Source organism: Nocardiopsis camelliae, from assembly GCF_028993595.1.
Classification (GTDB): domain Bacteria; phylum Actinomycetota; class Actinomycetes; order Streptosporangiales; family Streptosporangiaceae; genus Nocardiopsis; species Nocardiopsis dassonvillei.
The window spans coordinates 6,168,088-6,191,132 of record NZ_CP118614.1; the positions used below are offsets into that span (position 1 = coordinate 6,168,088).

Genomic DNA, 23,045 nt, shown 5'->3' on the forward strand with positions numbered 1-23,045 from the left:
GTTTCGCGGGCACCGGACGTGCCGGAGGTCATGGTGCGGACATGCCCCCGACCATGACCTCCCGCGACGGTCCGCACGGGGACGTCCCGACTACGCTCGGAGGAATGCGCACCCCCGGCTCCGCGACAGACCCGTCCTCCTGGGTCACGCTGCACGAGAACCGTCCGCCCCGCGTTCTGAAACTGCTGTTCTGGGGTGCGGTGGCGCTCACCCTCGGCCTTTACGCGCTGCTGTTCCTGAGCGGGCAGATGCGTTTCCACGGCGGCGAACCGGTCGCCAACGCCGCCGTGCTCGTCAGCGTCGGAGTCCTGCTGCTCTGCTGCGCGCTGTGGCCGTTCCTGGCCTGGTCCCCGGCGTCCCCGTGGCCGCGCAGAGCGGTCAGCGCCGCCTTCCTCGCCCTCACCGTGTTCTGCATGCTCAGCAGCAACCACACGACCTTCCTGCTGCTGTGCGTGGGCACGATGAACGCGGTGGCCGTGTTCGGGCTGCCGGGCGGCATCGGCTACGGCTCCGCCGTGCTCGTGTTCAGCCTCGGTCTGACCCTGGTGGTCCCCGGCCTGCCGTTCGCGGTGGGGCTGTTCGCCGGGGTGACCCTGCTGTTCATCGTGGCGGCGTCGGGAACGGTGTTCCTCGGGCTGACCGTGGCCGCACGGCGGGCCGAGCGCACACGGGAGCTCCTGGCCGCGCTGGAGGAGGCCCACGGGGAGCTGCGCCGCCGCTCCGAGCGCATCCGCGAGCTCACCGTGGCCGAGGAGCGCGCCCGCATGTCCCGGGAGATGCACGACAGCACCGGCCACTACCTGACCGCGCTCACCATGTCGCTGACGAACGCCCTGCGCTTTCGCACCGCCCGGCCCGACGCGGCGTGGGAGGAGGTGGAGCAGGCCCGTGGGCTGGCCAGGGAGGCGCTCACCGACACCCGGCGCTGGGTGCGCGCGCTGCGGCCCCTGCGGTTGGAGGGACGCGCGGGGCTGGCCGCGATGCGGGCGCTGGCGGCCTCCTTCGACGGCGGGGGCATCCGGATCGGGTTCGCGGTCACCGGCACCGGTGTCTGGCCCGACCTGTCGGAGGAGGCCGAGCTGGTCTGCTACCGGGTGCTCCAGGAGGGCCTGACGAACGCGATGCGCCACTCGGGCGCCGACCTGGTCGAGGTGGAGGTGCTGACCCGCGCCGACGGGGTCGCGGTCACGGTGACCGACAACGGCGGCGGCGCGGCGGAGGAGGCGGTGCGCGGAGGGTTCGGGCTGCGGGGACTGTCCGAACGGGTCGCGGCCGTCGGCGGAACGATGCTCAGCGGCAACGTGTGCGCAGACGACCGGACACGGGAGGACACGACGTTGAAGGGCCGGGCCCGGAAGGACACGGCGCCGGAGGGCCGGGCCCGGGAGGACGTGGTGGACGGAAGCCCGACCTGTCGGGAGCGCACGCCGGAGGGCACGGCTCCGGGGAGCGCGCCCCCGGCGGGCCCCCTCGGCTTCCGGCTCCGCGCGGAGGTTCCCGCGGGCTCCGGTACGCGGGAGACTGTTCACGGCACGGCTGGGGGCACCACTTGAGCACTGTTTCGGTCCTGATCGTCGACGACCAGATCCTGATGCGGCAGGGCCTGCGCAAACTGCTGGAGATCGAGGAGGGCGTCGACGTCGTCGGCGACGCCGCGGACGGCGTCGAGGCCCTGGAGTTCCTGTCGGCCGCCGACCCGCTCCCGGACGTGGCTCTGGTGGACGCCCGCATGCCGCGCATGGACGGGGTGGCCCTCGTCGGGCGGATGCGCGCGGAGTACCCGGACGTGCCCGCCCTGGTCCTGACCACGTTCGACGACGACGAACTGGTCTTCGGCGGTCTGCGGGCCGGAGCGCGCGGCTACCTGCTCAAGGACGTGCCGCCGGAGGAACTGGTGGCGGCGATCCGCCGCGTCGCCCGGGGCGAGACCGTTCTCGGCGGTCCAGCGGCGGAGCTCCTGGTCGCCGCGCTGGGCGAAGGCTCCTCCTCCGCCCCCGCGGCGGACCCGCCCCGCCGCTCGGGGCACGGGGAGGCGCCCCGGCTGTCCGAGCGCGAGGAGGAGGTGGCCCGTCTCGTCGGCACGGGCGCCACCAACCGGGAGGTCGCGCGGGCCCTGTTCATCACCGAGGGCACCGCCAAGAACCACGTCACGAGCATCCTGCGCAAGCTCGGGCTGCGCGACCGCACCCGGCTCGCCCTGTGGATACGGGAGCGCCGGGGCGGCTAGGGCCCGTCCTCGAAGGCCGGACGGACCCGCTCCTCCGGAGGGTCCCCAGACACGTGCGTCGGTCGCAACCCCGGGCACTGAGCACACCCCGCGGGCGCGGCGGAGCCCCGGGGCGCCGTCCGCGTCCGCCCTCCGGTGGACCGACCGGCGATCCGGCCGTGACCCCACCTCCGGAACCGGTATAGTATGGCCGGTATAGTTATTGGTTGCGTGAGAGGCCACCGCATGATCGAGATCCTGAAACCCGCCGAACTGGCCCGAGCCAAGGACGCGGGCGCCCTGGTCGCCCGCATCCTCCAGACCGCACGGAGCCGTGCCACGGTCGGCACCAACCTCCTGGACATCGACCGGTGGGCACAGGAGATGATCGCCGAGGCCGGAGCGCAGTCCTGCTACGTCGACTACGCGCCCTCCTTCGGGCGCGGCCCGTTCGGCCACTACATCTGCACGGCCGTCAACGACGCCGTGCTCCACGGCCTGCCCCACGACTACGCGCTCGCCGACGGCGACCTGCTCACGCTCGACCTCGCCGTCTCCCTGGGCGGGGTCGCCGCGGACTCCGCCATCAGCTTCGTCGTGGGCGAGTCCAGGCCCGCGGAGAGCGTCGCGATGATCCGCGCGACCGAACGCGCGCTGGAGGCGGGGATCGCCGCCGCCCGGCCCGGCGCCCGTGTCGGCGACATCTCACACGCCATCGGCTCGGTCCTCAGCGGGGCGGGGTACCCGATCAACACCGAGTTCGGCGGTCACGGCATCGGTTCGACGATGCACCAGGACCCGCACGTGGCCAACACCGGGCAGCCCGGACGCGGCTACAAGCTGCGCCCCGGACTGCTGCTCGCCCTGGAGCCGTGGGTCATGGCGGACACCGACGAACTGGTCACCGACGCCGACGGGTGGACGCTGCGCAGCGCGACGGGCTGCCGGACGGCGCACAGCGAGCACACGATCGCCATCACCGACAAGGGAGCCGAGATCCTCACCCTGCCCGGGTGAGCCTCCGACCGCCGCTCGCGCGCCCGGCCCGGTACCGCCACCGGCGGGCCCGGCGCGCCCCGGGGGTCAGGCGGAGAACTCCTCGCTCGCGTCGGCGAGGATGTCGAGCACCACGATCGGGTCGGGCAGCACCACGGCCCCGTCCGCGGCGCGCGGCGGGCGGATCCAGGTGACCCGGCCGCCGGAGGGCAGCAGCGAGGGGGCGCCGAGCACGAAGCTGTCCCGGCAGTGCCAGCGCAGACCCGGCATCTCCTCCACGGCCTCGGGCACGCAGTCCAGGTGACAGGACCACCACTCGTCCTCGTCCACCGGCGAACGGGTGGCCACGAAGAACAGGTAGCGAGAGGACTCCACCGCCGCGACCGGACCCGCGGGGACGCCCGAGCGGCCCATGCGCGCCAGCGCCATCACACCCGCCTCACGGGGGACGTCGAACACGTCGAAGACCCGCCCCGTGGGCAGGATGATGTTCGCGTCGGGGGTGGCCGTCCACCACCGCCGGATGGTGTCGGTGTCGGTGCTGGCCTCCACGCCCCAGGCCATCGTCACCGGGTGCGCCGCCGGGTCCGGACAGCCCATCCGGTCGCAGCTGCACGCGCGGTCCTGCCCCGGCGAGGTGCCGCGCGCCACCGGCCAGCCCAGCTCGGCGTAGCCCAGAGCCGCGTCCAGCATGCTGGCCGCCGCATGGCGGCGCTTACGTCGGTACAGAACCTCGGCCATGGAGCCTCCCCGGTGTTCGCTCGTGTTCCAGGCGCGGCCTCGCCTTCGGGAGGCCCGGCGCCCGGAGACCGCGACCGGGGCGAGGGGCCTGGTCGCGCTACCGCAGCAGGCGGGCGGCCTCGGTCGCCCAGTAGGTGAGGATCTGCTCGGCCCCTGCCCTGCGGTAGGAGGTCAGTGTCTCCACGATGGCCCGCTCGCGGTCGATCCAGCCCCGCTCCGCGGCCGCCTCGATCATCGCGTACTCGCCGCTGACCTGGTAGGCCGACACGGGTACCGGGGAGGCCTCGGCCACCTTGGCCACGATGTCGAGGTAGGCCAGGCCGGGTTTGACCATCACCATGTCCGCGCCCTCGGCGACGTCCAGGGCCACCTCGCGCAGCGCCTCGCGCGCGTTGGCGGGGTCCTGTTGGTAGCCGGAGCGGTCGCCGAACTGCGGTGCGCCCTCCGCGGCCTCGCGGAAGGGGCCGTAGAACGCCGACGCGTACTTGGCGGCGTAGGCCAGGATGGGCACCTGCTGGTGCCCGGTGCGGTCCAGCCCGGCGCGGATCGCCGCGACCTGGCCGTCCATCATGCCGCTGGGCGCCACCACGGCGGCGCCCGCCTCGGCCTGGGCGGCGGCCACGGACGCGTACCGCTCCAGGGTGAGGTCGTTGTCGACGTGCCCGTCCACCTCCAGCGGACCGCAGTGGCCGTGGTCGGTGTACTCGCACAGGCACAGGTCAGCCATCACCACGAGGTCGTCGCCGACCTCGGCGGACAGGTCGCGCAGGGCGGCCTGGACGATCCCCTCGGGGTCGTCGGCGGCCGAGCCGTGCGCGTCCTTGTGCGCGGGGATGCCGAACAGCATCAGCCCGCCGACCCCGGCGGCGGCCGCCTCGTGGGCCGCCTTGCGCAGGCTCTCACGCGTGTGCTGCACCTGGCCGGGCATCGAGGAGACGGCCACCGGCTCGGTGATGCCCTCCTTGACGAACATCGGCAGGACGAGGTTCTCGGGGCGGACCCGGGTCTCGGCGACCAGGCGGCGCAGCGCCGGACCGCGGCGCAGGCGGCGCGGCCGGACCGCGGGGAAGGCGGCGTCGTTGCTGGAGGCGTTCATCACGGGACTCCCGGGAAAGGTTCGTGCGTCGGTGGCGGTGTGGTCTCTCAGAGCTTGCGGCGGCGACCGCGCCTCTTCTGACTGGGCTTGAGGATGGGCTTGCCCGCCTCGACCGCCTCGCGCCTCTTCTCGGCACCGTACTCCGAAAGGGCCTGCGCGAGGGCGGAAACGGAGGCTTTGGGCGCCACGACGTCGACGCGCAGGCCGAACTCGATCGCGGTCTTCTCCGTCTCGGGGCCGATGACGGCGATGGCGGTGGTGTTGTGCGGTTTGCCCGCGATCCCCACCAGGTTGCGCACCGTGGAGGAGGACGTGAACAGCACCGCGTCGAAGCCGCCGCCCTTGATCGCCTCGCGGACGGGCGCGGGCGGGGGCGCGGCGCGCACGGTGCGGTAGGCGGTGACGTCGTCGACCTCCCAGCCGAGCTTGTCCAGTCCGGCGGACAGGGTCTCGGTGGCGATGTCGGCGCGCGGCAGCAGGACCCGCTCGATCGGGTCGATCTCGGCGTCGTAGGGCGGCCACACCGAGACCAGGCCCGAGCTGGACTGCTCCTCCTCGGGCGGGGCCAGGTCGGGCTGGATGCCGAACTCGCGCACGGCGCGCGCGGTGGCCTCGCCGACGACGGCGACCTTGACCCCGGCGAACGCCCGCGCGTCCAGGCCGTAGGACTCCAGGCGCTCCCGGATGGCGCGGACCGCGTTGACGGAGGTGAAGGCCACCCACTGGTAGCGGCCGGTGACCAGGCCGCGGACGGCGCGCTCCATCTGCTGCGGGGTGCGCGGCGGCTCCACGGAGATGGTCGGCACCTCCTCGGGCACCGCGCCGTAGCCGCGCAGCTGGTCGGACAGGGCGGCGGCCTGCTCCTTGGTGCGGGGCACCAGGACCCGCCAGCCGAACAGCGGGCGGCTCTCGTACCAGGACAGCTCGGAGTGGCGGCCCGCGGCGGGGCCGACGATCATCAGCGCGGGCGCGGTGGCGTGGTGGCCCTTGGCGTCCTTGGCCTTGAGGTCGGCGACGAGCCGCCCCAGGGTGGAGGAGACCGTGGTCTGTCGGGTGGTGCCGCCCGCGCGCACGACCGCGACGGGGGTCGTGGCGGGCCGCCCTCCGGCGATGAGGGTCTTGCACAGCACGTCGAAGCCGGGACCCTGGTGCTCCACCGGCTCGCCGACGGGCGCGTCGCCGCCCATGACGACCAGGGTGGCGCCGCTGGCGGCGGCCTCGTGCCAGTCGACCCCTCCCCCGCCGTGCGCGCGGGCGTTGAGCACGCGCACCTCGGGGCTGTCCGCGTCCAGCAGCGGCACGCCCGCGAAGGTCGGCACGGAGGTGATCGCGGAGACGCCGGGGGCGACCTCGACCTCGACCCCGGCCTCGTGGCAGGCGGAGACCAGCTCGGCGCCGCGGCAGCCGAAGAACGGGTCGCCGGAGTAGAGGCGGACCACCCGCTGCCCGTCGCGGGCGCGCGCCACCGCCACGGCGTTGACGTCGCCGCCGCACTCGCCCGCCTCGATCACGGAGACGTCCTCGGAGCAGTGGGAGAGGAGTTCGGCGCGAAAGCCCGAGAGCTCCTCCGCGGCGGGCTCGCGCAGGGTGATGACCACGTCGGCGTGGCTCAGCAGCTCGGCGCCGCGCAGGGTGAGCAGGTCGGCGCCGCCCGGACCGGAACCGACCAGGGCGACGTGCCCGGCCCGCGCTGCGGCGCGCGGCTCCTCCGGCTGGGGGTTGGCGTTGGCGTTCACGTACTGGCTCCTCTGTGTGGGTCGCCGCGCCCCGGTGTGCGGCGCCGGGGGCGGCGGTACGGCGGGCCCAGGCCGAGGAGGCCCGCCGGCTGCTCCTGCTTAGGGCGTGTCCCTCTCGGCGAAGGCCTCGGCCACGATGCGGTCGGCGCCCTCGGCGATCATCTGGCGGGCCAGGTCCCGGCCGAGCGCGGTGGCGGCGGCCAGGTCCCCGGGCGAGGCGAGGTCGGCGGCGCGCTCGCGGCGCACGGCCTCGGACCCGTCGGTCGCGACCACGGCGGCGCGCAGGCGCAGGCGGCCCGCCTCGGCGTCGTACTGGGCGTAGGCGCCGACCGGGGCGGCGCAACCGGCCTCCAGCTCGGCGAGCACGGTGCGCTCGGCGACGACCTCGGCGCGGGTGGCCGGGTGGTCGACCGAGGCCAGGTAGGCGAGGTCGCCGTCGATGCGCTCGGCGGGGCACTCGACGGCGAGGGCGCCCTGGCCGGGCGCGGGCAGCATCTGCTCGGGCTCGAAGACCTCGGTGACGTCGTCGGTGCGGCCCACGCGGCCGAGTCCGGCGTAGGCCAGGACGACGGCGTCCAGCTCACCGGAGGCGACCTTGCCCAGGCGGGTCTCGGCGTTGCCGCGGATGGGGACGTAGACCAGGTCCGGGCGCAGCGCGGCGAGCTGGGCGACCCGGCGCGGGGAGCCGGTGCCGATCCTGGCCCCCGCGGGCAGGTCGGCGAACTTGAGCCCGTCGCGCGCGCACAGGGCGTCGCGCGGGTCGTCGCGCTCGGGGATGGCGGCCAGCACGAGCCCCTCGGCGGGCGTGGTGGGCAGGTCCTTGAGCGAGTGGACGGCGAAGTCCACGGTGCCCGCGTGGAGCTCGTCGCGCAGCGCGTTGACGAACACGCCGGTGCCGCCGAGCTGGGTCAGGTGCGCCTTGGTGACGTCGCCGAAGCTGGTGATCAGCTCCAGCTCGATCACCCTGCCGGTGCGCGCGGTGATGGCGTCGGCGACCATGCGCGACTGGCTGGTGGCCATGGTGCTGCGGCGGGTGCCGAGCCTGGCCGGGGCGCCGTGGTCGGGTGCTCCGTCGGCGGTCGTGCCGTGGGAGGGCGTGCCGGTCATGACTTCTCCTGTGCGGTCCGTGCCGCGGTGGCGGTGCCCTCGGGGGCGGTGAGTGCCTCGGGGCTTCCGGGGTCGAGTGCGAAGAGTTCTCTCAGGGCCGCCTCGTAGGACTCCCCGTCCGGTGCGGCGGCCAGTTCCTTGACGCGCACGGTCGGTCTGTGCAGGAGCTTGTCGGCGACGCGGCGCATGGCGCGGCTGATCTCCTCGCGCGTGCGGTCGTCGAGGTCGGCGGGCAGGCGGCCGTGCAGGCGCGACAGCTCGGCGTCCACCACGTCCCTGGCCTGGGCGCGCAGGGCGACGACGGTGGGGGTCACCTGGTGGGCGCGGCGGACCGCGCGGAACTCGGTGACCTCCTCGTCGACGATGCCGCGCACGAGGGTGAGGGCGCTGTCGCGGCCGGTGTCGGCGCCGGGCGCGGTGGCGGCGGCCTGGCGCAGGTCCTCGATGTCGACCAGGCGCACGCCGGGCAGCTCGCGCACGGCCGGGTCGATGTCGCGGGGCAGCGCGAGGTCGAGGAAGACCAGGGGCCGCGTCCGCCCGGCGGTGGCGGCGGCCACGGCCTCGGCGGTCAGGACCAGGCCCTGGGCCCCGGTGCAGGAGATGACGAGGTCCACCTCGGCCAGGGCCGCGGCGGCGTCGGCGAAGGGGACGGCGCGGGCGTCGACGGTGTCGTAGGCCTCGGTGAGGCACTCGGCCAGGCGCGCGGCCCGATCGAAGGTGCGGTTGGCCACGACGACCGCCTCGGCGCCCTGGCGGGAGACGGTGTTGGCGGACAGGGCGCTCATGGACCCGGCGCCGAGGACGAGGACGCGCACGCCCGTGAGGGGGCCGTGCGCGGGCCGGGCGAGCCCGGGCGCGTCGGCGGTGTCGCCCGGGACCGCGGACATGGGACAGCCCGCGGGGGGCAGCGAGTCCACGGTCTGCGCGGTCTGGAGGGCGGTGGTCTGGGGCGCGCCGGTCGGGCCGAGCCCGAGGCCGCCGGAGGCGACGGTGAGGCCGAAGCTGACCATGTCGGCGCCCGCGTGGTCGAGGTGGGTCTCGGTGTGGGCGCGCTTGCCCACGCGCAGGGCGCGCTGGCCGAGGTCGTTGAGGACGCGGCCGACGGAACCGGTCTCCTGGCCCTCCTTGAGGGCGTCGCGCACCTGGCCGAGGATCTGGCCCTCGCCGAGGACCATGGAGTCGAGCCCGCAGGTGACGGAGAACAGGTGCTGGACCGCGCGGTCCTCGTAGTGGACGTAGAGGTGCTCGGAGAGCTCGCCGAGGGGGACCCCGGTGTGCCAGGAGAGGAGTTCGGTGATGGCCGAGACGCCGCCGTGGAAGGCCGAGACGTCGGCGTAGACCTCGGTGCGGTTGCAGGTGGAGACCACCATGACCTCGTTGACGGGCTCGGAGCCGACCATCTCGGCGACCGCGTTGGCGCGGGTCTCCCCGTTCAGCGCGACACGTTCGAGGAGCGCCACCGGCGAACTCCGATGGCTCAGCCCCACGGCCAGGACACTCATCCGCACTACTCCTATGCAGGCACCACACAGCGTCTTCGTATGCCCCGGCGGCGGCCAGACCGCCGGAGGCGCGGCGCACGCTCGCTCATCGCCCACCGCTCATGCGGGCCTCACGGCCCGGATCGTCCATCCCTCAGGTCACGTCAGTTCCAGTCCCGCGCGTTCCGCGCCGTAGCCGTCGCCGTCGGCCCTGCGCTGCGCGTGGAAGGCGAGGATCTGGAGTTCGATGGACAAGTCGACCTTACGCACATCGACTCCGTCCGGCACATTGAGTACGACCGGAGCGAAGTTGAGGATGCTGGCCACCCCCGCCTCGACGAAGCGCGTCGCCACGCCCTGCGCGGAGACCGCCGGTGTCGTGATGACACCGATGGAAACCCTCTCTGAACGGACAACCTCCTCCAGGTTGTCAATATGCCTCACGTCCAGGGAGGCGACACTCTGCCCCACCATCGCCGGATCCGCGTCGAGCAGCGCCGCGATGCGGAACCCGCGGGTCCCGAACCCCCCGTAGTTGGCCAGTGCGCGTCCCAGGTTGCCTATCCCGGCGATGGCCACGGCCCAGTCCTGGGTGAGACCAAGCTCACGCGAGATCTGGTAGACGAGGTACTCCACCTCGTAACCCACGCCACGCGTCCCGTAGGACCCGAGGTGAGACAGGTCCTTGCGCAGCTTGGCGGAGTTCACACCGGCGGCGGAGGCGAGGTCCTCGGAGGAGACGGTGAGGGTGCCGCGGTCCTGGAGGGTCTGGAGGGCCCGCAGGTAGACGGGGAGCCGGGCCACGGTGGCCTCCGGGATGCCCCTCTCCCGGGGCCGTGGTGGACGACTGGTCACAGGCGGGCGCTCCTGGTCGGCGGGCGGGCGCGGAGGCGGTCCGGGCGGGAGGCGGGCCGCCGGGGTCGGCGTGCGGAGCGGACGGGCTGCCGCCGCCGCACTCCTCAGGCGTGTCTTGGAGTACCTAGATTACGCGCTTGTGAAAGCACGCACAAAGTGGGGCCCGCTGTGACGGCGGGCTCATAAGTTCCCACCGGTAAGGGACTCGGCGCCCCCGCGGAAACCTCCGGCGCACACGTCGGCAATTCGGGACAACCAAAGAACGTCATATGTGCATATTTGTGGGCACAGCCGTAGTTTTCGGACTTACTCAGCTCTCCGGCGGAGCCGCTCCCCGAGAGCAACCGGAAACGTTCTCTCCCGTCGCCCGGACCGTCGGCGGCGCGGCCCTCCGGAGAACCGCCCGAAACCCCTCAGCCGCCCAGGGCGGAACGCAGCCGCTCCTCCCCCACCCTCCAGAAGTCGTGGCGCCGCCCGTCCACGAACGTCACCGGGATCTTGTCCCAGTACTCCTCGCGCTCGTCCGCGCCGACCTCGTCGAGCTGCCGCACCGCCCGGCTCGCACCGAGTTCGTCCGTGACCCGCTCGATGACCCCCCAGGCCTCCTCGCACAGGTGGCATCCCGGCTTGCCGAGCATCACCACGCGCGCCCGGCCGGCCCACCGGGGTGTTTCCGCCATGTTCCCCTCCTGTTTCCGGAGCCCTACGGCCCCTCAGCCGCCCGCGAAGGGCGGTAGGACCTCGATCACAGTGCCGTCCGCGACCGGTACGTCACCGTGTGCTCTGCGCCCGACCGGGCGCTCGTCGACCAGAAGCGAGGAGGATCCGAGTACGCGCTGGAAGCGGTCGTCCGGGTGCAGCCGACACGCCGCCTCCAGGGCCTCCGCGAGCGTGGCGGCCCCGACCGTTTCCTCGGCGGTTCCGGCGGCCTCCTTGGCCGCTGCCCAGTACCTGATAGTGCACTTCGCCATCCGTTGATTATCCTTGGTGTTGCTCGGAGGCGACGAATTGGACATCTTCACCGGGGGCAATGGCGCCTTCGATCGCCCGCACAGAGCGGGGTGACGAGAAGAGACGCATGAGCCATCTGCTGCTGTTGACGAACTCGAACGAACCGTCCGACCACGTACTTCCCGCCCTCGGTCTCCTTCTGCACTCGGTGCGGGTGGCGCCGGCGGAGGCGGGGGCCCTGCTGGCGTCGAACGCGGGCGCCGGCTCCGGCGCGCCGGTCGACGCCATCCTGGTGGACGCGCGGACCGACCTCGCCGCGGCCCGCAACTTCTGCCGCCTGCTCGACACCACGGGCCTGGACTGCCCGCTGATGGTGATCCTGACCGAGGGCGGCGTCGCGGCGCTGACCCCCGACTGGCAGGTGAACGACTTCATCCTGTCCACCGCCGGCCCCGCGGAGGTCGAGGCCCGCCTGCGGCTGGCCGTGGGATCGGCCGAGGCCGGGACGGACGACCCCGACGAGATCCGCAGGGGCGATCTCGTCATCGACGAGGCCACCTACATCGCGCGGCTGCGCGGCCGCATCCTCGACCTGACCTTCAAGGAGTTCGAACTGCTCAAGTTCCTGGCGCAGCACCCCGGCCGGGTGTTCACCCGGGCGCAGCTGCTCCAGGAGGTGTGGGGCTACGACTACTTCGGCGGCACCCGCACCATCGACGTCCACGTGCGGCGCCTGCGCGCCAAGCTGGGCTCGGAGTACGAGTCGCTGATCGGCACGGTGCGCAACGTGGGCTACCGCTTCGTGCCCGACCCGGTCGCCAAGACGTCCTCGGCCGCGCCGGAGGGGGTCGACGCACCTCCCGCCGCGCGCTCCGCCGAGCCCAGCGCGACCTAGCGACAGGACCGACTCGGCACGCGGGGAGCCGCCTCCCTCCGCCCGAGGACCACCCCGGGGCGCCCTTGCGGGCGCCCCGGAGTCGTTTCCGGGCACCCCGGGACCCGGCAGTCCGGGTTCGCCCGACCGCGCCCTTGAACCCGGCCGTCCCGCGGGCGAACGGCGTGAGAACGGGCGGCCGAACACTCGTGTTCGACGGCCCCAGGTCCTAAGATCGTGTGGGCACCCCCACGCCGGGACGTCAGGCGCGGCGAAACTCCCCGCGAGCGGGTGCGCAGAAGCTGCCTTGGCGCGCCATCCGCGAGGAGGAGAACGCCCCGATGCCCACGAACGCCGCGAGACCCCCGCTGACCCCCGGGCGCCGCCGCACGGCCGTCGCCCTGGGCGCCGTCTTCGTCGGCTCCAGCCTGGTCGCCGTGATGTCCCCGGCCCACGCCGAGCCGAGCCCCTCCGCGTCCGCCTCCCCGTCTCCCTCCACGCCGCCGTCCCCCTCCCCGGAGCCCGTACCGTCGGCCGTGGTCGCCTTCGAACGGGACTCCGACGAGGCGGAGCTGGGCAGTTCCGTCCCGGCCAACCCCCTCACCGCGACCAACACCGGCGACGTCAGCGTCTGCCTGCTCGCGATGGACGTGAACACCGCCGGGTTCGACGTCGAGGGGTTCGAGCCCCGGAAGGTCGCCCCGGGCGAGGCCGCGTCCGCCGGAGAGGTCGCCGGCTCGACCCGCGTGCCCGCCGAGGTCGTGGCCACCCTCACCTACGCGCTGGCCCGGGAGGGCGTCGCCTGCGCGGGGCTGGACGCCTCGGAGACGCACAGCGTCGCCACCGGCACGTGGACGGTCTCGATCGCCAAGCCCGAGCCCACCACTCCTCCGGAGCCCACCACGCCCCCGGAGACGGAGGAGCCCGACGAGGAGCCGAGCGAGGAGCCGGACGAGACCACGAGCCCCTCCGACAGGCCCGACCCGCCCTCGTCCGACGGTGACCGCGAGGGGAACTCCGGCGGCGGCCGGCCCGGCGGCTCCGGCGACTCGCCCCGCTCCCCCGGCCGTGTGAACGACGTGCCCACCAGCGACGTGCCCACCACCCGCGACAGCTTCCCGGACCTGCCCAGCGACGAGGCCGCCCTGCCCGGGGTCGTGCCCGGCGCGGAGAACCTCGCCGAGCTGCCGACGGTGACCCCCGGCGCGCAGGACGACGAACTCGACGAGACCGAGGTGGCCGCCGACCACAGCGACCTGGGACCGAACATGGCCCCGGCCGTGCTGCTCGCGGCGTTCCTCCTCGCGCTGCTGCTCGCGGCCCCGCTCGCACCGGTGCGGCGCGTGCGCGTCGGCGGCGGCTACCAGGGCAGGCGCCGCAGGAAGTAGGACTTCCCGGAGTCGTTCCCCGGTGGCGCGGTCACCGGGGAACGACTCCGCCGCGACGCGCGGAACGGGGCGGCTACCAGGACAAACACCCCACCGGCCGTGGCTGACAGAAGTCTTGCGCTCGCCCCGTCGTAGGCTTTCGGTCCATGGACACCCCGCTAGTCACCGATGATCTGGACCGGACCCTGGCCGAACAGGTGCTGACGCTCGCCGAGGCCGCGCGCTCGGCCGACGGCGTCGCGCCCCTGTCGGAGCACACCCTGCTCCGTGTCAGACACGGCGCCCCCTCGGGGAGCAGCCGCTTCCACCTGGCCCTGGAGGACGGGCGCGCGGTCGGCTTCGCGTTCGTGGAGCGCGTCGCGGGCGAGCCCGACTCCGGAGAGGTCGTCGTCCACCCCGACCACCGCGGCCGCGGACACGGAACCGCCCTGCTGCACTCGGTGGACCGGGACGCAGGACCGGACGGGGTCCGCGTGTGGGCGCACGGGCGCACCCCGCAGGCGGTGTCGGTGGCCCGGGAGGACGGCTGGACCGCCGTCCGCGAACTCCACAAGATGCGGATGCCGCTGCGCGACATCGCCGGGGACGAGCCGGGCGGCCCCTGGGAGGCTCCCGAGCTGCCCGAGCCCGAACTGCGGCCCGAGGTGGCCGAACGGGTCCGGCTGCGCCCCTTCGTCGTGGGCCGGGACGAGCAGGCGTGGCTGGCCGCCAACGCGCGGGCGTTCGCCGACCACCCCGAGCAGGGCCAGCTCACCCTGGACGACCTGCTCCAGCGCGAGGTGGAGGACTGGTTCGACCCGCACGGCTTCTTCCTGGCCACCGCCAAGGACGGCGGGGTGGCCGCGTTCCACTGGACCAAGACCCACGCCGACGGCGCCGGGCTCACCGACGGCGAACCGGTGGGCGAGGTCTACGTGGTGGGCGTGGACCCCGAGTGGCAGGGCAGCGGACTCGGCCGGGCCCTGACCCTGGCGGGTCTGCGGCACCTGCGCGACGCCGGTCTGCCGTGGGTCCACCTGTACGTGGACGGCGACAACGAGGCGGCGGTGCGGCTGTACGAGTCGCTCGGATTCGCCATGTGGGACACCGACGTGATGTACGCGCCGCCGAGGGACGACGCCCCCCGCCCGAACGTGTGACCTGTCACATTCACCGGGCAATCCCCGGGCCGCCACGGGAGTGCGACACCGCGTTCATTTTCCGTTCATCTTGTTTGGGACAACTCGTCACCTGTTGCACCTACCTTCACATTCGGCGCAGCACGGCCACCCTCCACCACGGACCGTGGCACGGTGACCGGCGATCGCCCCAGTACGGGACGCGAGGCGGCCCCCGGCGGGGAGACATCCCCCGACCGGCGGGAGAACCACGCGTCGCAGGGAACAGACCAGGCACGCAGAAGGTGCACGGAACGCACCGCACCATCCGGGCGAACCGCCCCGAAACCTTCCGAACCGGAGCCAATCCATGACGACCACGGACGCCCCCGAGGCGGCACCGCCGCCCACGGGCAAGCGCCGGATCGGCGACGTCGCCTTCGCCGGGCTCGCCCGAGGCTCGGGCATCCTGATCCTGCTGATCCTCGCCGGTGTCGCCGCCTTCCTGCTCGTGCAGGCCTGGCCGTCCCTGACCGCGAACACAGCGAACTTCCTCACCAGCACGGAGTGGGACCCCAACGTCCGCGAGGAACCCGCCTTCGGCGTCGCCGCCCTGGCGTTCGGCACCGTCCTGGCCGCGGCCATCGCGCTGCTGCTGGCCACGCCGGTGGCGATCGGGATCGCGCTGTTCATCGTCTTCTACGCGCCGCGCAAGCTCGCCTCGGTACTCGGTTACCTGGTGGACCTGCTGGCCGCCATCCCCAGCGTCGTCTACGGCCTGTGGGGCATCGGCTTCCTCGCCCCGGAGCTGGTCCCCGTCTACCAGGCGCTGACGCGCTACCTGGGCTGGATCCCGCTGTTCCAGGGTCCCGCCTCCACCTCGGCCCGCACCATCCTCACCGCGGGCGTGGTGCTGGCCGTCATGATCCTGCCGATCATCACCGCGATGGCGCGCGACGTGTTCCGCCAGACCCCGCAGGGCCACCGTGAGGCCGCCCTGGCCATGGGCGCCACCCGCTGGGAGATGATCCGCCTGGCCGTGCTGCCCTTCGGCAAGTCCGGTGTGGTGGGCGGCGCCATGCTCGGCCTGGGCCGCGCCCTGGGCGAGACGATGGCCGTCGCGATGATCCTCTCCCCCTCCCTCATCGTCTCCTGGAACCTGTTGCAGAGCGGCAACCAGACCATCGCCGCGCACATCGCCCTCCAGTACCCCGAGGCCACCGGGTACGGCGTCTCCGCGCTGATCGCCGCCGGGCTGGTCCTGTTCGCGATCACCCTCGTCGTCAACATGGGCGCGCGCTACGTCGTGACCCGGGGGAGCAAGGAGTCTTGATGGACACGACGACCACCCAGCCTCCCGGCCCCGAGGCGGGCTCCACCGCGACCGACCTGCGCCGCGGCTCCCTGCCGCCGCACTTCCCCGCCGCCCTGCTGGCGTCCTCCGCCGCCGTGGTGGCCGGGATCCTGCTGGCCTTCTCGTCCTTCGGGTTCCTGCTGTGGGGCCTGCTCACCGCCGCCGCGTACGTGGTGATCGTCGTGACGGCCTCCGCCCGCGTCGAGGGCGGCCGCAAGGCCAAGGACCGGCTGGTCACCTCGCTGGTCTACCTGTGCTTCCTGCTGGCGATGCTGCCGCTGGTGTCGGTGCTGTGGACGGTGCTGCGCAACGGCATCGTCCGGTTCGACGCCTACTTCCTCACGGTGTCCATGAACGGCGTCCTGCCGAGCATGGACGCGGGCGGCGTCTACCACGCGATCGTGGGCACCCTGGCGATCACCGGCATGGCCACGCTCATCTCCGTGCCCATCGGCGTGATGACCGCCGTGTACCTCGTGGAGTACGCCGAGGGCCGCATGAAGCGGATCATCGTGTTCTTCGTCGACGTCATGACGGGCATCCCGTCGATCGTCGCCGGACTGTTCGTGGTGGCGCTGTGGATGATCCTGTTCGGCCCGGGCCGGACCAACGGCGCGTCGGGCGCGATCGCGCTGGCGGTGCTGATGATCCCGGTCGTGGTGCGCTCCAGCGAGGAGATGCTGCGGCTGGTGCCGCAGGACCTGCGCGAGGCCTCCTACGCCCTGGGGGTGCCCAAGTGGCGCACGATCACCAAGGTGGTGCTGCCCACCTCCGCAGCCGGTCTGACGACAGGAATCATGCTCGCCATCGCCCGCGTTATCGGGGAGACGGCGCCCCTGATCCTCACCACGGGGTCGTCCGCGGTGTCGATCAACTGGAACCTGTTCGACGGACAGATGATGAACCTCCCGGTGTTCATCTACTCGCAGGTCCGCATGGGCGGCGCCGTCAACTACGAGAGGGCCTGGGCGGCGGCGCTGACCCTGATCCTGGTGGTGATGCTGCTGTTCTTCCTGGCCCGCATGATCGGCCGCCTGTTCGCGCCGAAGGCCCGTTGACCCCTACACCCACCGCCCACGCCCCGCGCGCGGAGCAGATTCACGAGGAACTTCCAGTGGCGAAACGTATCGACGTCTCCGGTCTCCACGTCTACTACGGCGACTTCAAGGCCGTGGAGGACGTGTCGATGACCATCGAGCCGCGGTCGGTGACGGCGTTCATCGGATCGTCGGGCTGCGGTAAGTCCACCTTCCTGCGGACCCTCAACCGGATGCACGAGGTGACCCAGGGAGCCCGCGTCCAGGGCAAGGTACTCCTGGACGACCTGGACATCTACGGGCCCGACGTGGACCCGGTCATGGTGCGCAGCGAGGTCGGGATGGTCTTCCAGAAGGCCAACCCGTTCCCGACGATGTCGATCTACGACAACGTCATCGCCGGCGCCCGCCTCAACAACCGGCGGATGAGCAAGTCCGAGGCGGACGAGCTGGTGGAGGGTTCGCTGCGCGGCGCGAACCTGTGGGAGGAGGTCAAGGACCGGCTGAACAAGCCCGGTTCGGGCCTCTCCGGCGGCCAGCAGCAGCGGCTGTGCATCGCCCGCGCCACCGCGGTCAAGCCGTCGGTGCTGCTGATGGACGAGCCGTGCTCGGCGCTGGACCCGATCTCGACCCTGGCGATCGAGGACCTCATCCACCAGCTCAAGGAGAACTACACGATCGTCATCGTGACGCACAACATGCAGCAGGCCGCGCGTGTGTCCGACCGGACGGCGTTCTTCAACCTGTCGGCTCCGGGCAAGCCGGGCAAGCTCATCGAGATGGGCGAGACGAACCAGATGTTCACCCGGCCGGAGAAGAAGGAGACCGAGAACTATATCACCGGTCGGTTCGGCTAAACCGCTCCTTGCACCCTCCCCACCAGGGACGACCGGTGATGGGGTGGTCGCTTCGGCTAAACCGCTTGCTGGTACCCCTTCGACCGGGGACGACCAGTGATCGGGTGGTCGCTTCGGCTAGACCGAACACAGCACTTCCTTCAGGGCGACCGGTGAGCGAGTGACCGCGGGAGACCCGCGCGGACGAGAGAACACGAGGACAGGCGTGACCACACCGCTGGTGATCGACACCGACACCGCGCAGGACGACTGCGTGGCCCTCCTCATCGGGCTGCTGGACCCCGGGGCGGACCTGCGGGCCATCACCATGGTCGCGGGGAACGTCGGCTTCGACCAGCAGGTGCGCAACGCCTTCCTGACCCTCAGCGTGGCCGGTCGCCTGGGCGAGGTGCCCGTGTACCTGGGCTGCCGCCGTCCGCTCGTGCGCCCGTGGGTGAGCGCGGAGAACGTGCACGGCGACGGGACGGGGGGCCTGTCCATGGACGTCTCCGGGCTGGAGACCGAGCGCGAGCACGCGGCGGACGCCCTCGTCCGGCTGGCCGCGGAGAGCCCCGGCGAACTGTCGATCGTGGCGATCGGGCCGCTGACCAACATCGCGATGGCGGCCGCCAAGGACCCCGACTTCGTCCGCAACGTCGGCGCCCTCTACGTCATGGGCGGGTCCAACAACGGCCGCGGCAACATCACCGCCGCCGCGGAGTTCAATTTCTACGTGGACCCGGAGTCGGCCAAGGCCGTGTTCGCGGCGGGCTTCGAGATCACCGTGGTCCCCTGGGACCCGCTGACGCTGCGCCAGGCGGTGTTCGGCCAGGAGCGGCTGGACGCCCTCGCCGCCCTCGGCACCCCGCTGTCCGACTTCTTCGGGCGCGTGTGCGCGGCAACGCTGGAGTTCGACCGCAGCGTGGGCATCGACGGCACCACCCACCCCGACTCCCTGACCGCCGCGGTGCTGCTCCACCCGGAGCTGGTGCGCCGCTCCGCGCGCTACCACGTGGACGTGGAGACCGCAGGGGAGCTGACCCGCGGCTACTCGGCCATGTCCTGGGGCGTGCACGGGCTGGAGGCGAACGCGACGGTGATCGAGGAGATCGACGCCGACGGGTTCTTCGACCACCTCGCCGGGCTGCTGTCCCGGCGCACCGTCCCGAACCGGGCCGTCACCGGCCTGTGAACCCGGCCCCGCTGCCTGGCAACTGACGGACACCTCCTCCGCGCCACGTGCCACGTGCCACGGATCCATAACATCCGCACGAACACGAAACACGGCAACGTCACACTCATAGCATCGATGCTATGAGCTGGGGTAGCATCGAACTGGAGCCGGAAGTCGAGCTATGGCTGGAGGCGCTGCCTGATGAGGAATGGGCGCAGGCCATGTTCCACCTGGACCTCCTTGAGTCCCGTGGAGTCGGCCTGGGGTTTCCCTACACGAGCCAACTGGATGGCAAGCTGCGGGAATTGCGCTTCTACTGCGGTGGGCAGCGGGTGCGCGTCACCTACTACATCGCGGGCGAGCGACGCATCATCATGCTGACCGTGTTCCGCAAGACCCGGGCTCGCGAGTCAGCCGAGGTCAGGCGGGCGGCGAGGGCCATGAACGAGTGCGTGCGCGCCGGCCACACCGTCGACGGAGAGGAGGAATGATGGGTAGCTCACCGAGAAGGACCCTGTCCGAACTGAAGTCGTCCGAGCGCTTCGACCGGCCCGGGGTCCGGGAGGCCTACGAACTCACCCGGCTGCGCTTCGAACTGGCTGAGACCGTCCGGCTGCGGCGGGAGCGGCTCGGCTGGTCCCAGGCCGAACTCGGGCGCCGGGCGGGCATGCCCCAGTCAAGCATCGCCCGTTTCGAGCACGGGGGCACGGAGCCGACACTGCCCACGCTGGAGCGCATCGCCGAAGCCCTGGGGCTGGTTCTCCGGGTGCGCATGGAAACCCCTCCGGGGCAGGAACCCGACTCCAGCGCCGCGTAGACCGTTCACACCACCCGGCGCCGTCCGGCGCACCGTCCCGAACCGGGTCGTCACCGGCCTGTGAACCCGTCCTCCCGGCCCCGGCCGGGACGAGGGGTGCACAGCGGCGGCCGAGCGGGACGACGGGACGCTCCAGCGGCCCCTGGCGGCTCCGGCGTGCGAGGGGGCACGACCGTGCCCGCCGCCGGTCACCACGGGAGGGCCCGGGGGACCTCAGCCGTTCTTGACGACGATGGTCTCCACCGTGTTCGCGACGTGCTCGAACGCGTCCGCGGCGGTCTCCAGCTCCTCGATGACGTCCTTGAGCTTGAGGACCGTCAGGGCGTCGTACTCCCCGCTGAACAGGCGGGCCAGGAGCTTGCGGTAGATGCGGTCGGCCTGGTTCTCCAGCTGGTTGATCTCGATCCAGTACCGGGTCAGGTCCTCCAGCGTGCGCAGGCGGGGCATCGCCTCGGCGGTCAGCTCGGCGGCGCGCTCCAGCACCTCGATCTGGTCGATGATGCCCTTGGGGAGGCGCTCCAGGCCGTACAGGCCGATGAGGTCGACGGCGGCCTCCATGGAATCCATCACATCGTCCAGGTTCGAGGCCAGACGGTAGATGTCCTCCCGGTGGATGGGCGTCCCCGAGCTCTTGTTGAGGCGTCGCATGATCGCGTGGGTGGCGTCGTCACCCGCGTGCTCGCAGGCGCGCATCTTCTCGGTGATGGCCTCGCGGTCGGCTCCGTCACTCATCAGCTCCACCAGCAGGCGAGCCGCGATGACCAGGTTGTTCGCCGAGTCGGTGAACATCTCGTAGTAACTGTCATCACGCGGGCGCAAGCGCAGGCGCACGTCGTTCTCCCGATGGTGCGGTGGTGTTCCTTGGTGGATGTTAAGCGCGTCGGCCAGTTGGTCCGGCGCGGCCGGGCTGGGCGGCGCCGGTCCGGCGCCGAGGGGTTGGGCTGGCACGGACTTAGTCACCGCTTATTCATCCGGCGGTGCCGCATCATGGAACACCCTGGGGGCGCGGGGTCCATCGCAATCCTCCCAATCTCGACAACACCGGGACGGTTCGGGACGCTACCGTGTCCCGCTCCTGCTGGCCAGCGTCGCGCTGAGACAGGAATCACCCAATCGAGCGGAGACCGGTGGACAGCTCCACCGGAGTTCTTCGATGTCCACCTTCGGTCTATTTGGCCGTAATGACAAGTACCCCCTCCGTTCATCGGGCCGATCACCCGGCCGCACCGCTGGTCGGGGCCCGTAGGCTCACCTCCATGCCTTCCGCCCTGAGCGCGAGCGCCGTGCGGCGCCTCCGCGAGTCCCTGGACCAGCAGCTCTCCGAGCTGGGAGAGGCCCCTTTCGAGGGGGACGACGAGGCCGCCGTCGCCGCCTGCGCCGAGGCCGTGCTGCGCGCCGGGGAGCCCGTGCGCGCGGCCCTCAAGGCCGCGGTGCGGGGCACCCTGGCGGTGCTCGCGGACCGTGCTCCCGGTCACAGCCTGGAGGTGCGCGTACCGCCGTACGGCGCCGTGCAGGCTATCGAGGGGCCCCGGCACACCCGCGGCACCCCGCCCGGCGTCGTCGAGACCGACCCTCTCACCTGGCTGCGCGTGGCCACCGGCCGCACCCCCTGGGAACGGGCGGTGTCGGAGCACCTCGTGCGGGCCAGCGGCGTGCGCTCCGACCTGTCCGGACACCTGCCCCTGTGGCCGGTACCTCCCCCGGGTGGTGCCCGGCCGACGGCCAGGCACTAAGCTGTGGGTGTGTCGTACTCCGACGGCCGGCTCACCATGGATCTCGATCCGCTCGAACGCGGCCCGCAGGACGCCTGCGGTGTCTTCGGGGTCTGGGCGCCCGGCGAAGAAGTCAGCAAGCTCACCTACTTCGGCCTCTACGCTCTGCAACACCGCGGTCAGGAGTCCGCGGGCATAGCGTTGAGCGACGGGGAACGGATCGTCGTCTACAAGGACATGGGACTCGTCTCCCAGGTCTTCAACGAGGCGACCCTGGACTCCCTGCGCGGCCACCTCGCGATCGGCCACTGCCGCTACTCCACCACCGGGTCGCCGGTGTGGGAGAACGCGCAGCCGACCTTCTACACGGCGCGCGAGGGGGGTCTGGCGCTCGGCCACAACGGCAACCTGATCAACACCCCGGAACTGGCGGCGATGCTGCCCGACACGCGCCGGGGGGCCACCACCGACACCGAGGTCCTCACCAACCTGCTGGCCGAGCGGGCCAGGAGCGGCAGCTCCGTGGAGGACGCCGCCCTCGAACTGCTCCCGCAGGTCAGGGGCGCCTTCTCCCTGGTCTTCATGGACGAGGACACCCTGTACGCGGCGCGCGACCCCCAGGGCATCCGCCCGTTCGTGCTGGGCCGCCTGGGCGAGACCTCCGGCGCGGGCGGCTGGGTGGTCGCCAGCGAGACCGCCGCCCTGGACATCGTGGGCGCCAAGGTCGTGCGCGAGATCGAACCGGGCGAGCTCCTCACCATCGACGAGCGCGGGGTCCGCTCGCGGCGCTTCGCGCCCGCCCGCCGCAAGGGCTGCCTGTTCGAGTACGTCTACCTGGCCCGCCCCGACACCACCATCGCGGGCCGCAACGTCAACTCCACCCGCGTGGAGGTGGGCCGCCGCCTGGCCAGGGAGCACCCGGTGGAGGCCGACCTGGTCATCCCGGTGCCCGAGTCCGGCACGCCCGCCGCGGTCGGCTACGCCGAGGCCAGCGGCATCCCCTTCGCCCAGGGCCTGGTGAAGAACTCCTACGTGGGGCGCACCTTCATCCAGCCCAGCCAGACCCTGCGCCAGCTGGGCATCCGGCTCAAGCTCAACCCGCTGCGCGACGTCATCGAGGGCCGCCGCCTGGTGGTCGTGGACGACTCCATCGTGCGCGGCAACACCCAGCGGGCCCTGGTGCGGATGCTGCGCGACGCGGGCGCCGCCGAGGTGCACGTGCGCATCTCCAGCCCGCCCGTGCTGTGGCCCTGCTACTACGGCATCGACTTCGCCACGCGCGCCGAGCTCATCGCGGCCAACATGTCCGTGGACGAGATCGCCGCCTCGGTCAACGCCGACTCCCTGGCCTACGTGGACCTCGACGAGCTCATCGCCGCGTCGGAGGTGCCCAAGGACGACCTGTGCCGGGCCTGCTTCGACGGCGTGTACCCGATCGAGGTGCGCGACGACGCCCGGGGCAAGTACCTGCTGGAGAAGTCCTGCGGCACGCCCGAGGGATCGACGCTGGCCACCAGCGACAAGTAGTCCGCCGCCGGGTCCGCACGGGCCCGCGCGGCGGCTCCGCCGTGCCCTGGGAGGGGAGGC

Annotated in this window: 23 protein-coding genes; 14 read left to right on the plus strand and 9 right to left on the minus strand. The window is 72.4% G+C overall.

Annotated features, from left to right (window positions below; all coding sequences use genetic code 11):
* Positions 1-104: 104 nt before the first annotated feature.
* From PV789_RS26865 to map, 3 genes are all read left to right on the plus strand, one after another.
* Entirely contained in the window at positions 105-1,553 is a 1,449-nt protein-coding gene (locus PV789_RS26865) for a sensor histidine kinase (RefSeq protein WP_274975116.1), read from the plus strand.
* Positions 1,550-2,227: a response regulator gene (locus PV789_RS26870; RefSeq protein WP_274975117.1), complete on the plus strand. Its 678-nt coding sequence runs from the start codon at positions 1,550-1,552 to the stop codon at positions 2,225-2,227. The genes PV789_RS26865 and PV789_RS26870 overlap by 4 nt, the downstream gene beginning before the upstream one ends.
* Positions 2,228-2,452: 225 nt before the next feature.
* Positions 2,453-3,223, plus strand: a complete 771-nt coding sequence (map, locus tag PV789_RS26875) for a type I methionyl aminopeptidase (RefSeq protein WP_274975118.1) — start codon at positions 2,453-2,455, stop codon at positions 3,221-3,223.
* Positions 3,224-3,289: 66 nt separating this feature from the next.
* On the opposite strand, the gene PV789_RS26880 is transcribed toward map, so the two are convergent.
* The 8 genes from PV789_RS26880 to PV789_RS26915 all read right to left on the minus strand — a co-directional run bounded on the left by PV789_RS26880 (position 3,290) and on the right by PV789_RS26915 (position 11,189).
* Positions 3,290-3,943, minus strand: a complete 654-nt coding sequence (locus tag PV789_RS26880) for a bifunctional DNA primase/polymerase (protein WP_274975119.1) — start codon at positions 3,941-3,943, stop codon at positions 3,290-3,292.
* A 97-nt stretch (positions 3,944-4,040) separates the two neighbouring features.
* Entirely contained in the window at positions 4,041-5,039 is a 999-nt protein-coding gene (hemB, locus tag PV789_RS26885) for a porphobilinogen synthase (protein ID WP_248772366.1), read from the minus strand.
* 47 nt (positions 5,040-5,086) lie between these two features.
* The gene (locus PV789_RS26890) at positions 5,087-6,775 is read right to left on the minus strand and encodes a bifunctional uroporphyrinogen-III C-methyltransferase/uroporphyrinogen-III synthase (protein WP_274975120.1); all 1,689 of its coding nucleotides are present in this window, start codon (positions 6,773-6,775) and stop codon (positions 5,087-5,089) included.
* 99 nt (positions 6,776-6,874) lie between these two features.
* Positions 6,875-7,882, minus strand: a complete 1,008-nt coding sequence (hemC, locus tag PV789_RS26895) for a hydroxymethylbilane synthase (RefSeq protein WP_274975121.1) — start codon at positions 7,880-7,882, stop codon at positions 6,875-6,877.
* Positions 7,879-9,384, minus strand: a complete 1,506-nt coding sequence (locus PV789_RS26900; protein WP_274975122.1) for a glutamyl-tRNA reductase — start codon at positions 9,382-9,384, stop codon at positions 7,879-7,881. The genes hemC and PV789_RS26900 overlap by 4 nt, the downstream gene beginning before the upstream one ends.
* A 138-nt stretch (positions 9,385-9,522) precedes the next feature.
* Complete coding sequence (locus tag PV789_RS26905; protein ID WP_274975123.1) at positions 9,523-10,218, minus strand: redox-sensing transcriptional repressor Rex; 696 nt, start codon at positions 10,216-10,218, stop codon at positions 9,523-9,525.
* A 413-nt stretch (positions 10,219-10,631) separates the two neighbouring features.
* Positions 10,632-10,898, minus strand: coding sequence for a glutaredoxin family protein (locus PV789_RS26910; protein ID WP_274975124.1), 267 nt, complete (start codon positions 10,896-10,898; stop codon positions 10,632-10,634).
* 33 nt (positions 10,899-10,931) lie between these two features.
* A complete protein-coding gene (locus tag PV789_RS26915; RefSeq protein WP_013155371.1) occupies positions 10,932-11,189 on the minus strand; it encodes a MoaD/ThiS family protein in 258 nt (85 codons plus the stop codon).
* A gap of 107 nt (positions 11,190-11,296) precedes the next feature.
* On the opposite strand from PV789_RS26915, the gene PV789_RS26920 reads away from it, so the two are divergent.
* From PV789_RS26920 to PV789_RS26960, 9 genes are all read left to right on the plus strand, one after another.
* Positions 11,297-12,064 carry a winged helix-turn-helix transcriptional regulator gene (locus PV789_RS26920; RefSeq protein WP_274975125.1) on the plus strand — a complete coding sequence of 256 codons (768 nt, stop codon included), beginning with the start codon at positions 11,297-11,299 and terminating at the stop codon, positions 12,062-12,064.
* A 320-nt stretch (positions 12,065-12,384) separates the two neighbouring features.
* Positions 12,385-13,431, plus strand: a complete 1,047-nt coding sequence (locus tag PV789_RS26925; RefSeq protein WP_274975126.1) for a hypothetical protein — start codon at positions 12,385-12,387, stop codon at positions 13,429-13,431.
* Positions 13,432-13,577: 146 nt separating this feature from the next.
* Positions 13,578-14,570, plus strand: coding sequence for a mycothiol synthase (gene mshD, locus PV789_RS26930; RefSeq protein ID WP_274975127.1), 993 nt, complete (start codon positions 13,578-13,580; stop codon positions 14,568-14,570).
* 328 nt (positions 14,571-14,898) lie between these two features.
* Complete coding sequence (gene pstC / locus PV789_RS26935) at positions 14,899-15,861, plus strand: phosphate ABC transporter permease subunit PstC (protein WP_274975128.1); 963 nt, start codon at positions 14,899-14,901, stop codon at positions 15,859-15,861.
* A complete protein-coding gene (gene pstA / locus PV789_RS26940; protein ID WP_274975129.1) occupies positions 15,861-16,940 on the plus strand; it encodes a phosphate ABC transporter permease PstA in 1,080 nt (359 codons plus the stop codon). The genes pstC and pstA overlap by 1 nt, the downstream gene beginning before the upstream one ends.
* Positions 16,941-16,996: 56 nt before the next feature.
* A complete protein-coding gene (gene pstB, locus PV789_RS26945) occupies positions 16,997-17,776 on the plus strand; it encodes a phosphate ABC transporter ATP-binding protein PstB (RefSeq protein WP_017563780.1) in 780 nt (259 codons plus the stop codon).
* A 205-nt stretch (positions 17,777-17,981) separates the two neighbouring features.
* Complete coding sequence (locus PV789_RS26950) at positions 17,982-18,947, plus strand: nucleoside hydrolase (RefSeq protein ID WP_274975130.1); 966 nt, start codon at positions 17,982-17,984, stop codon at positions 18,945-18,947.
* Positions 18,948-19,069: 122 nt separating this feature from the next.
* Complete coding sequence (locus PV789_RS26955) at positions 19,070-19,420, plus strand: type II toxin-antitoxin system RelE/ParE family toxin (RefSeq protein WP_274975131.1); 351 nt, start codon at positions 19,070-19,072, stop codon at positions 19,418-19,420.
* Positions 19,420-19,746 carry a helix-turn-helix domain-containing protein gene (locus PV789_RS26960; RefSeq protein ID WP_274975132.1) on the plus strand — a complete coding sequence of 109 codons (327 nt, stop codon included), beginning with the start codon at positions 19,420-19,422 and terminating at the stop codon, positions 19,744-19,746. Before PV789_RS26955 ends, PV789_RS26960 begins: the two co-directional genes overlap by 1 nt.
* Before the next feature lie 213 nt (positions 19,747-19,959).
* Here PV789_RS26960 and PV789_RS26965 read toward each other — a convergent pair whose 3' ends face one another.
* Positions 19,960-20,577, minus strand: coding sequence for a DUF47 domain-containing protein (locus PV789_RS26965; RefSeq protein WP_013155381.1), 618 nt, complete (start codon positions 20,575-20,577; stop codon positions 19,960-19,962).
* Between the two features lie 425 nt (positions 20,578-21,002).
* Between PV789_RS26965 and PV789_RS26970 the strand changes: the two genes are divergently transcribed.
* On the plus strand, positions 21,003-21,479 hold the full coding sequence (locus tag PV789_RS26970) for a sterol carrier family protein (RefSeq protein ID WP_248772374.1): 477 nt from the start codon (positions 21,003-21,005) through the stop codon (positions 21,477-21,479).
* 9 nt (positions 21,480-21,488) lie between these two features.
* Positions 21,489-22,985, plus strand: coding sequence for an amidophosphoribosyltransferase (gene purF / locus PV789_RS26975; RefSeq protein ID WP_274975133.1), 1,497 nt, complete (start codon positions 21,489-21,491; stop codon positions 22,983-22,985).
* Positions 22,986-23,045 lie beyond the last annotated feature (60 nt).

What these genes read in the sequence shown, in the direction of transcription:
- pstC (WP_274975128.1), top strand. Translation starts at nt 14,899, where the DNA reads ATGACGACCACGGACGCCCCCGAGGCGGCACCGCCGCCCACGGGCAAG.
- PV789_RS26970 (WP_248772374.1), top strand. Translation starts at nt 21,003, where the DNA reads ATGCCTTCCGCCCTGAGCGCGAGCGCCGTGCGGCGCCTCCGCGAGTCC.
- pstA (WP_274975129.1), top strand. Translation starts at nt 15,861, where the DNA reads ATGGACACGACGACCACCCAGCCTCCCGGCCCCGAGGCGGGCTCCACC.
- PV789_RS26900 (WP_274975122.1), bottom strand. Translation starts at nt 9,384, where the DNA reads ATGAGTGTCCTGGCCGTGGGGCTGAGCCATCGGAGTTCGCCGGTGGCG.
- PV789_RS26925 (WP_274975126.1), top strand. Translation starts at nt 12,385, where the DNA reads ATGCCCACGAACGCCGCGAGACCCCCGCTGACCCCCGGGCGCCGCCGC.
- PV789_RS26865 (WP_274975116.1), top strand. Translation starts at nt 105, where the DNA reads ATGCGCACCCCCGGCTCCGCGACAGACCCGTCCTCCTGGGTCACGCTG.
- mshD (WP_274975127.1), top strand. Translation starts at nt 13,578, where the DNA reads ATGGACACCCCGCTAGTCACCGATGATCTGGACCGGACCCTGGCCGAA.
- PV789_RS26955 (WP_274975131.1), top strand. Translation starts at nt 19,070, where the DNA reads ATGAGCTGGGGTAGCATCGAACTGGAGCCGGAAGTCGAGCTATGGCTG.
- PV789_RS26920 (WP_274975125.1), top strand. Translation starts at nt 11,297, where the DNA reads ATGAGCCATCTGCTGCTGTTGACGAACTCGAACGAACCGTCCGACCAC.
- PV789_RS26880 (WP_274975119.1), bottom strand. Translation starts at nt 3,943, where the DNA reads ATGGCCGAGGTTCTGTACCGACGTAAGCGCCGCCATGCGGCGGCCAGC.
- map (WP_274975118.1), top strand. Translation starts at nt 2,453, where the DNA reads ATGATCGAGATCCTGAAACCCGCCGAACTGGCCCGAGCCAAGGACGCG.
- PV789_RS26915 (WP_013155371.1), bottom strand. Translation starts at nt 11,189, where the DNA reads ATGGCGAAGTGCACTATCAGGTACTGGGCAGCGGCCAAGGAGGCCGCC.
- hemB (WP_248772366.1), bottom strand. Translation starts at nt 5,039, where the DNA reads ATGAACGCCTCCAGCAACGACGCCGCCTTCCCCGCGGTCCGGCCGCGC.
- PV789_RS26960 (WP_274975132.1), top strand. Translation starts at nt 19,420, where the DNA reads ATGGGTAGCTCACCGAGAAGGACCCTGTCCGAACTGAAGTCGTCCGAG.
- PV789_RS26910 (WP_274975124.1), bottom strand. Translation starts at nt 10,898, where the DNA reads ATGGCGGAAACACCCCGGTGGGCCGGCCGGGCGCGCGTGGTGATGCTC.
- hemC (WP_274975121.1), bottom strand. Translation starts at nt 7,882, where the DNA reads ATGACCGGCACGCCCTCCCACGGCACGACCGCCGACGGAGCACCCGAC.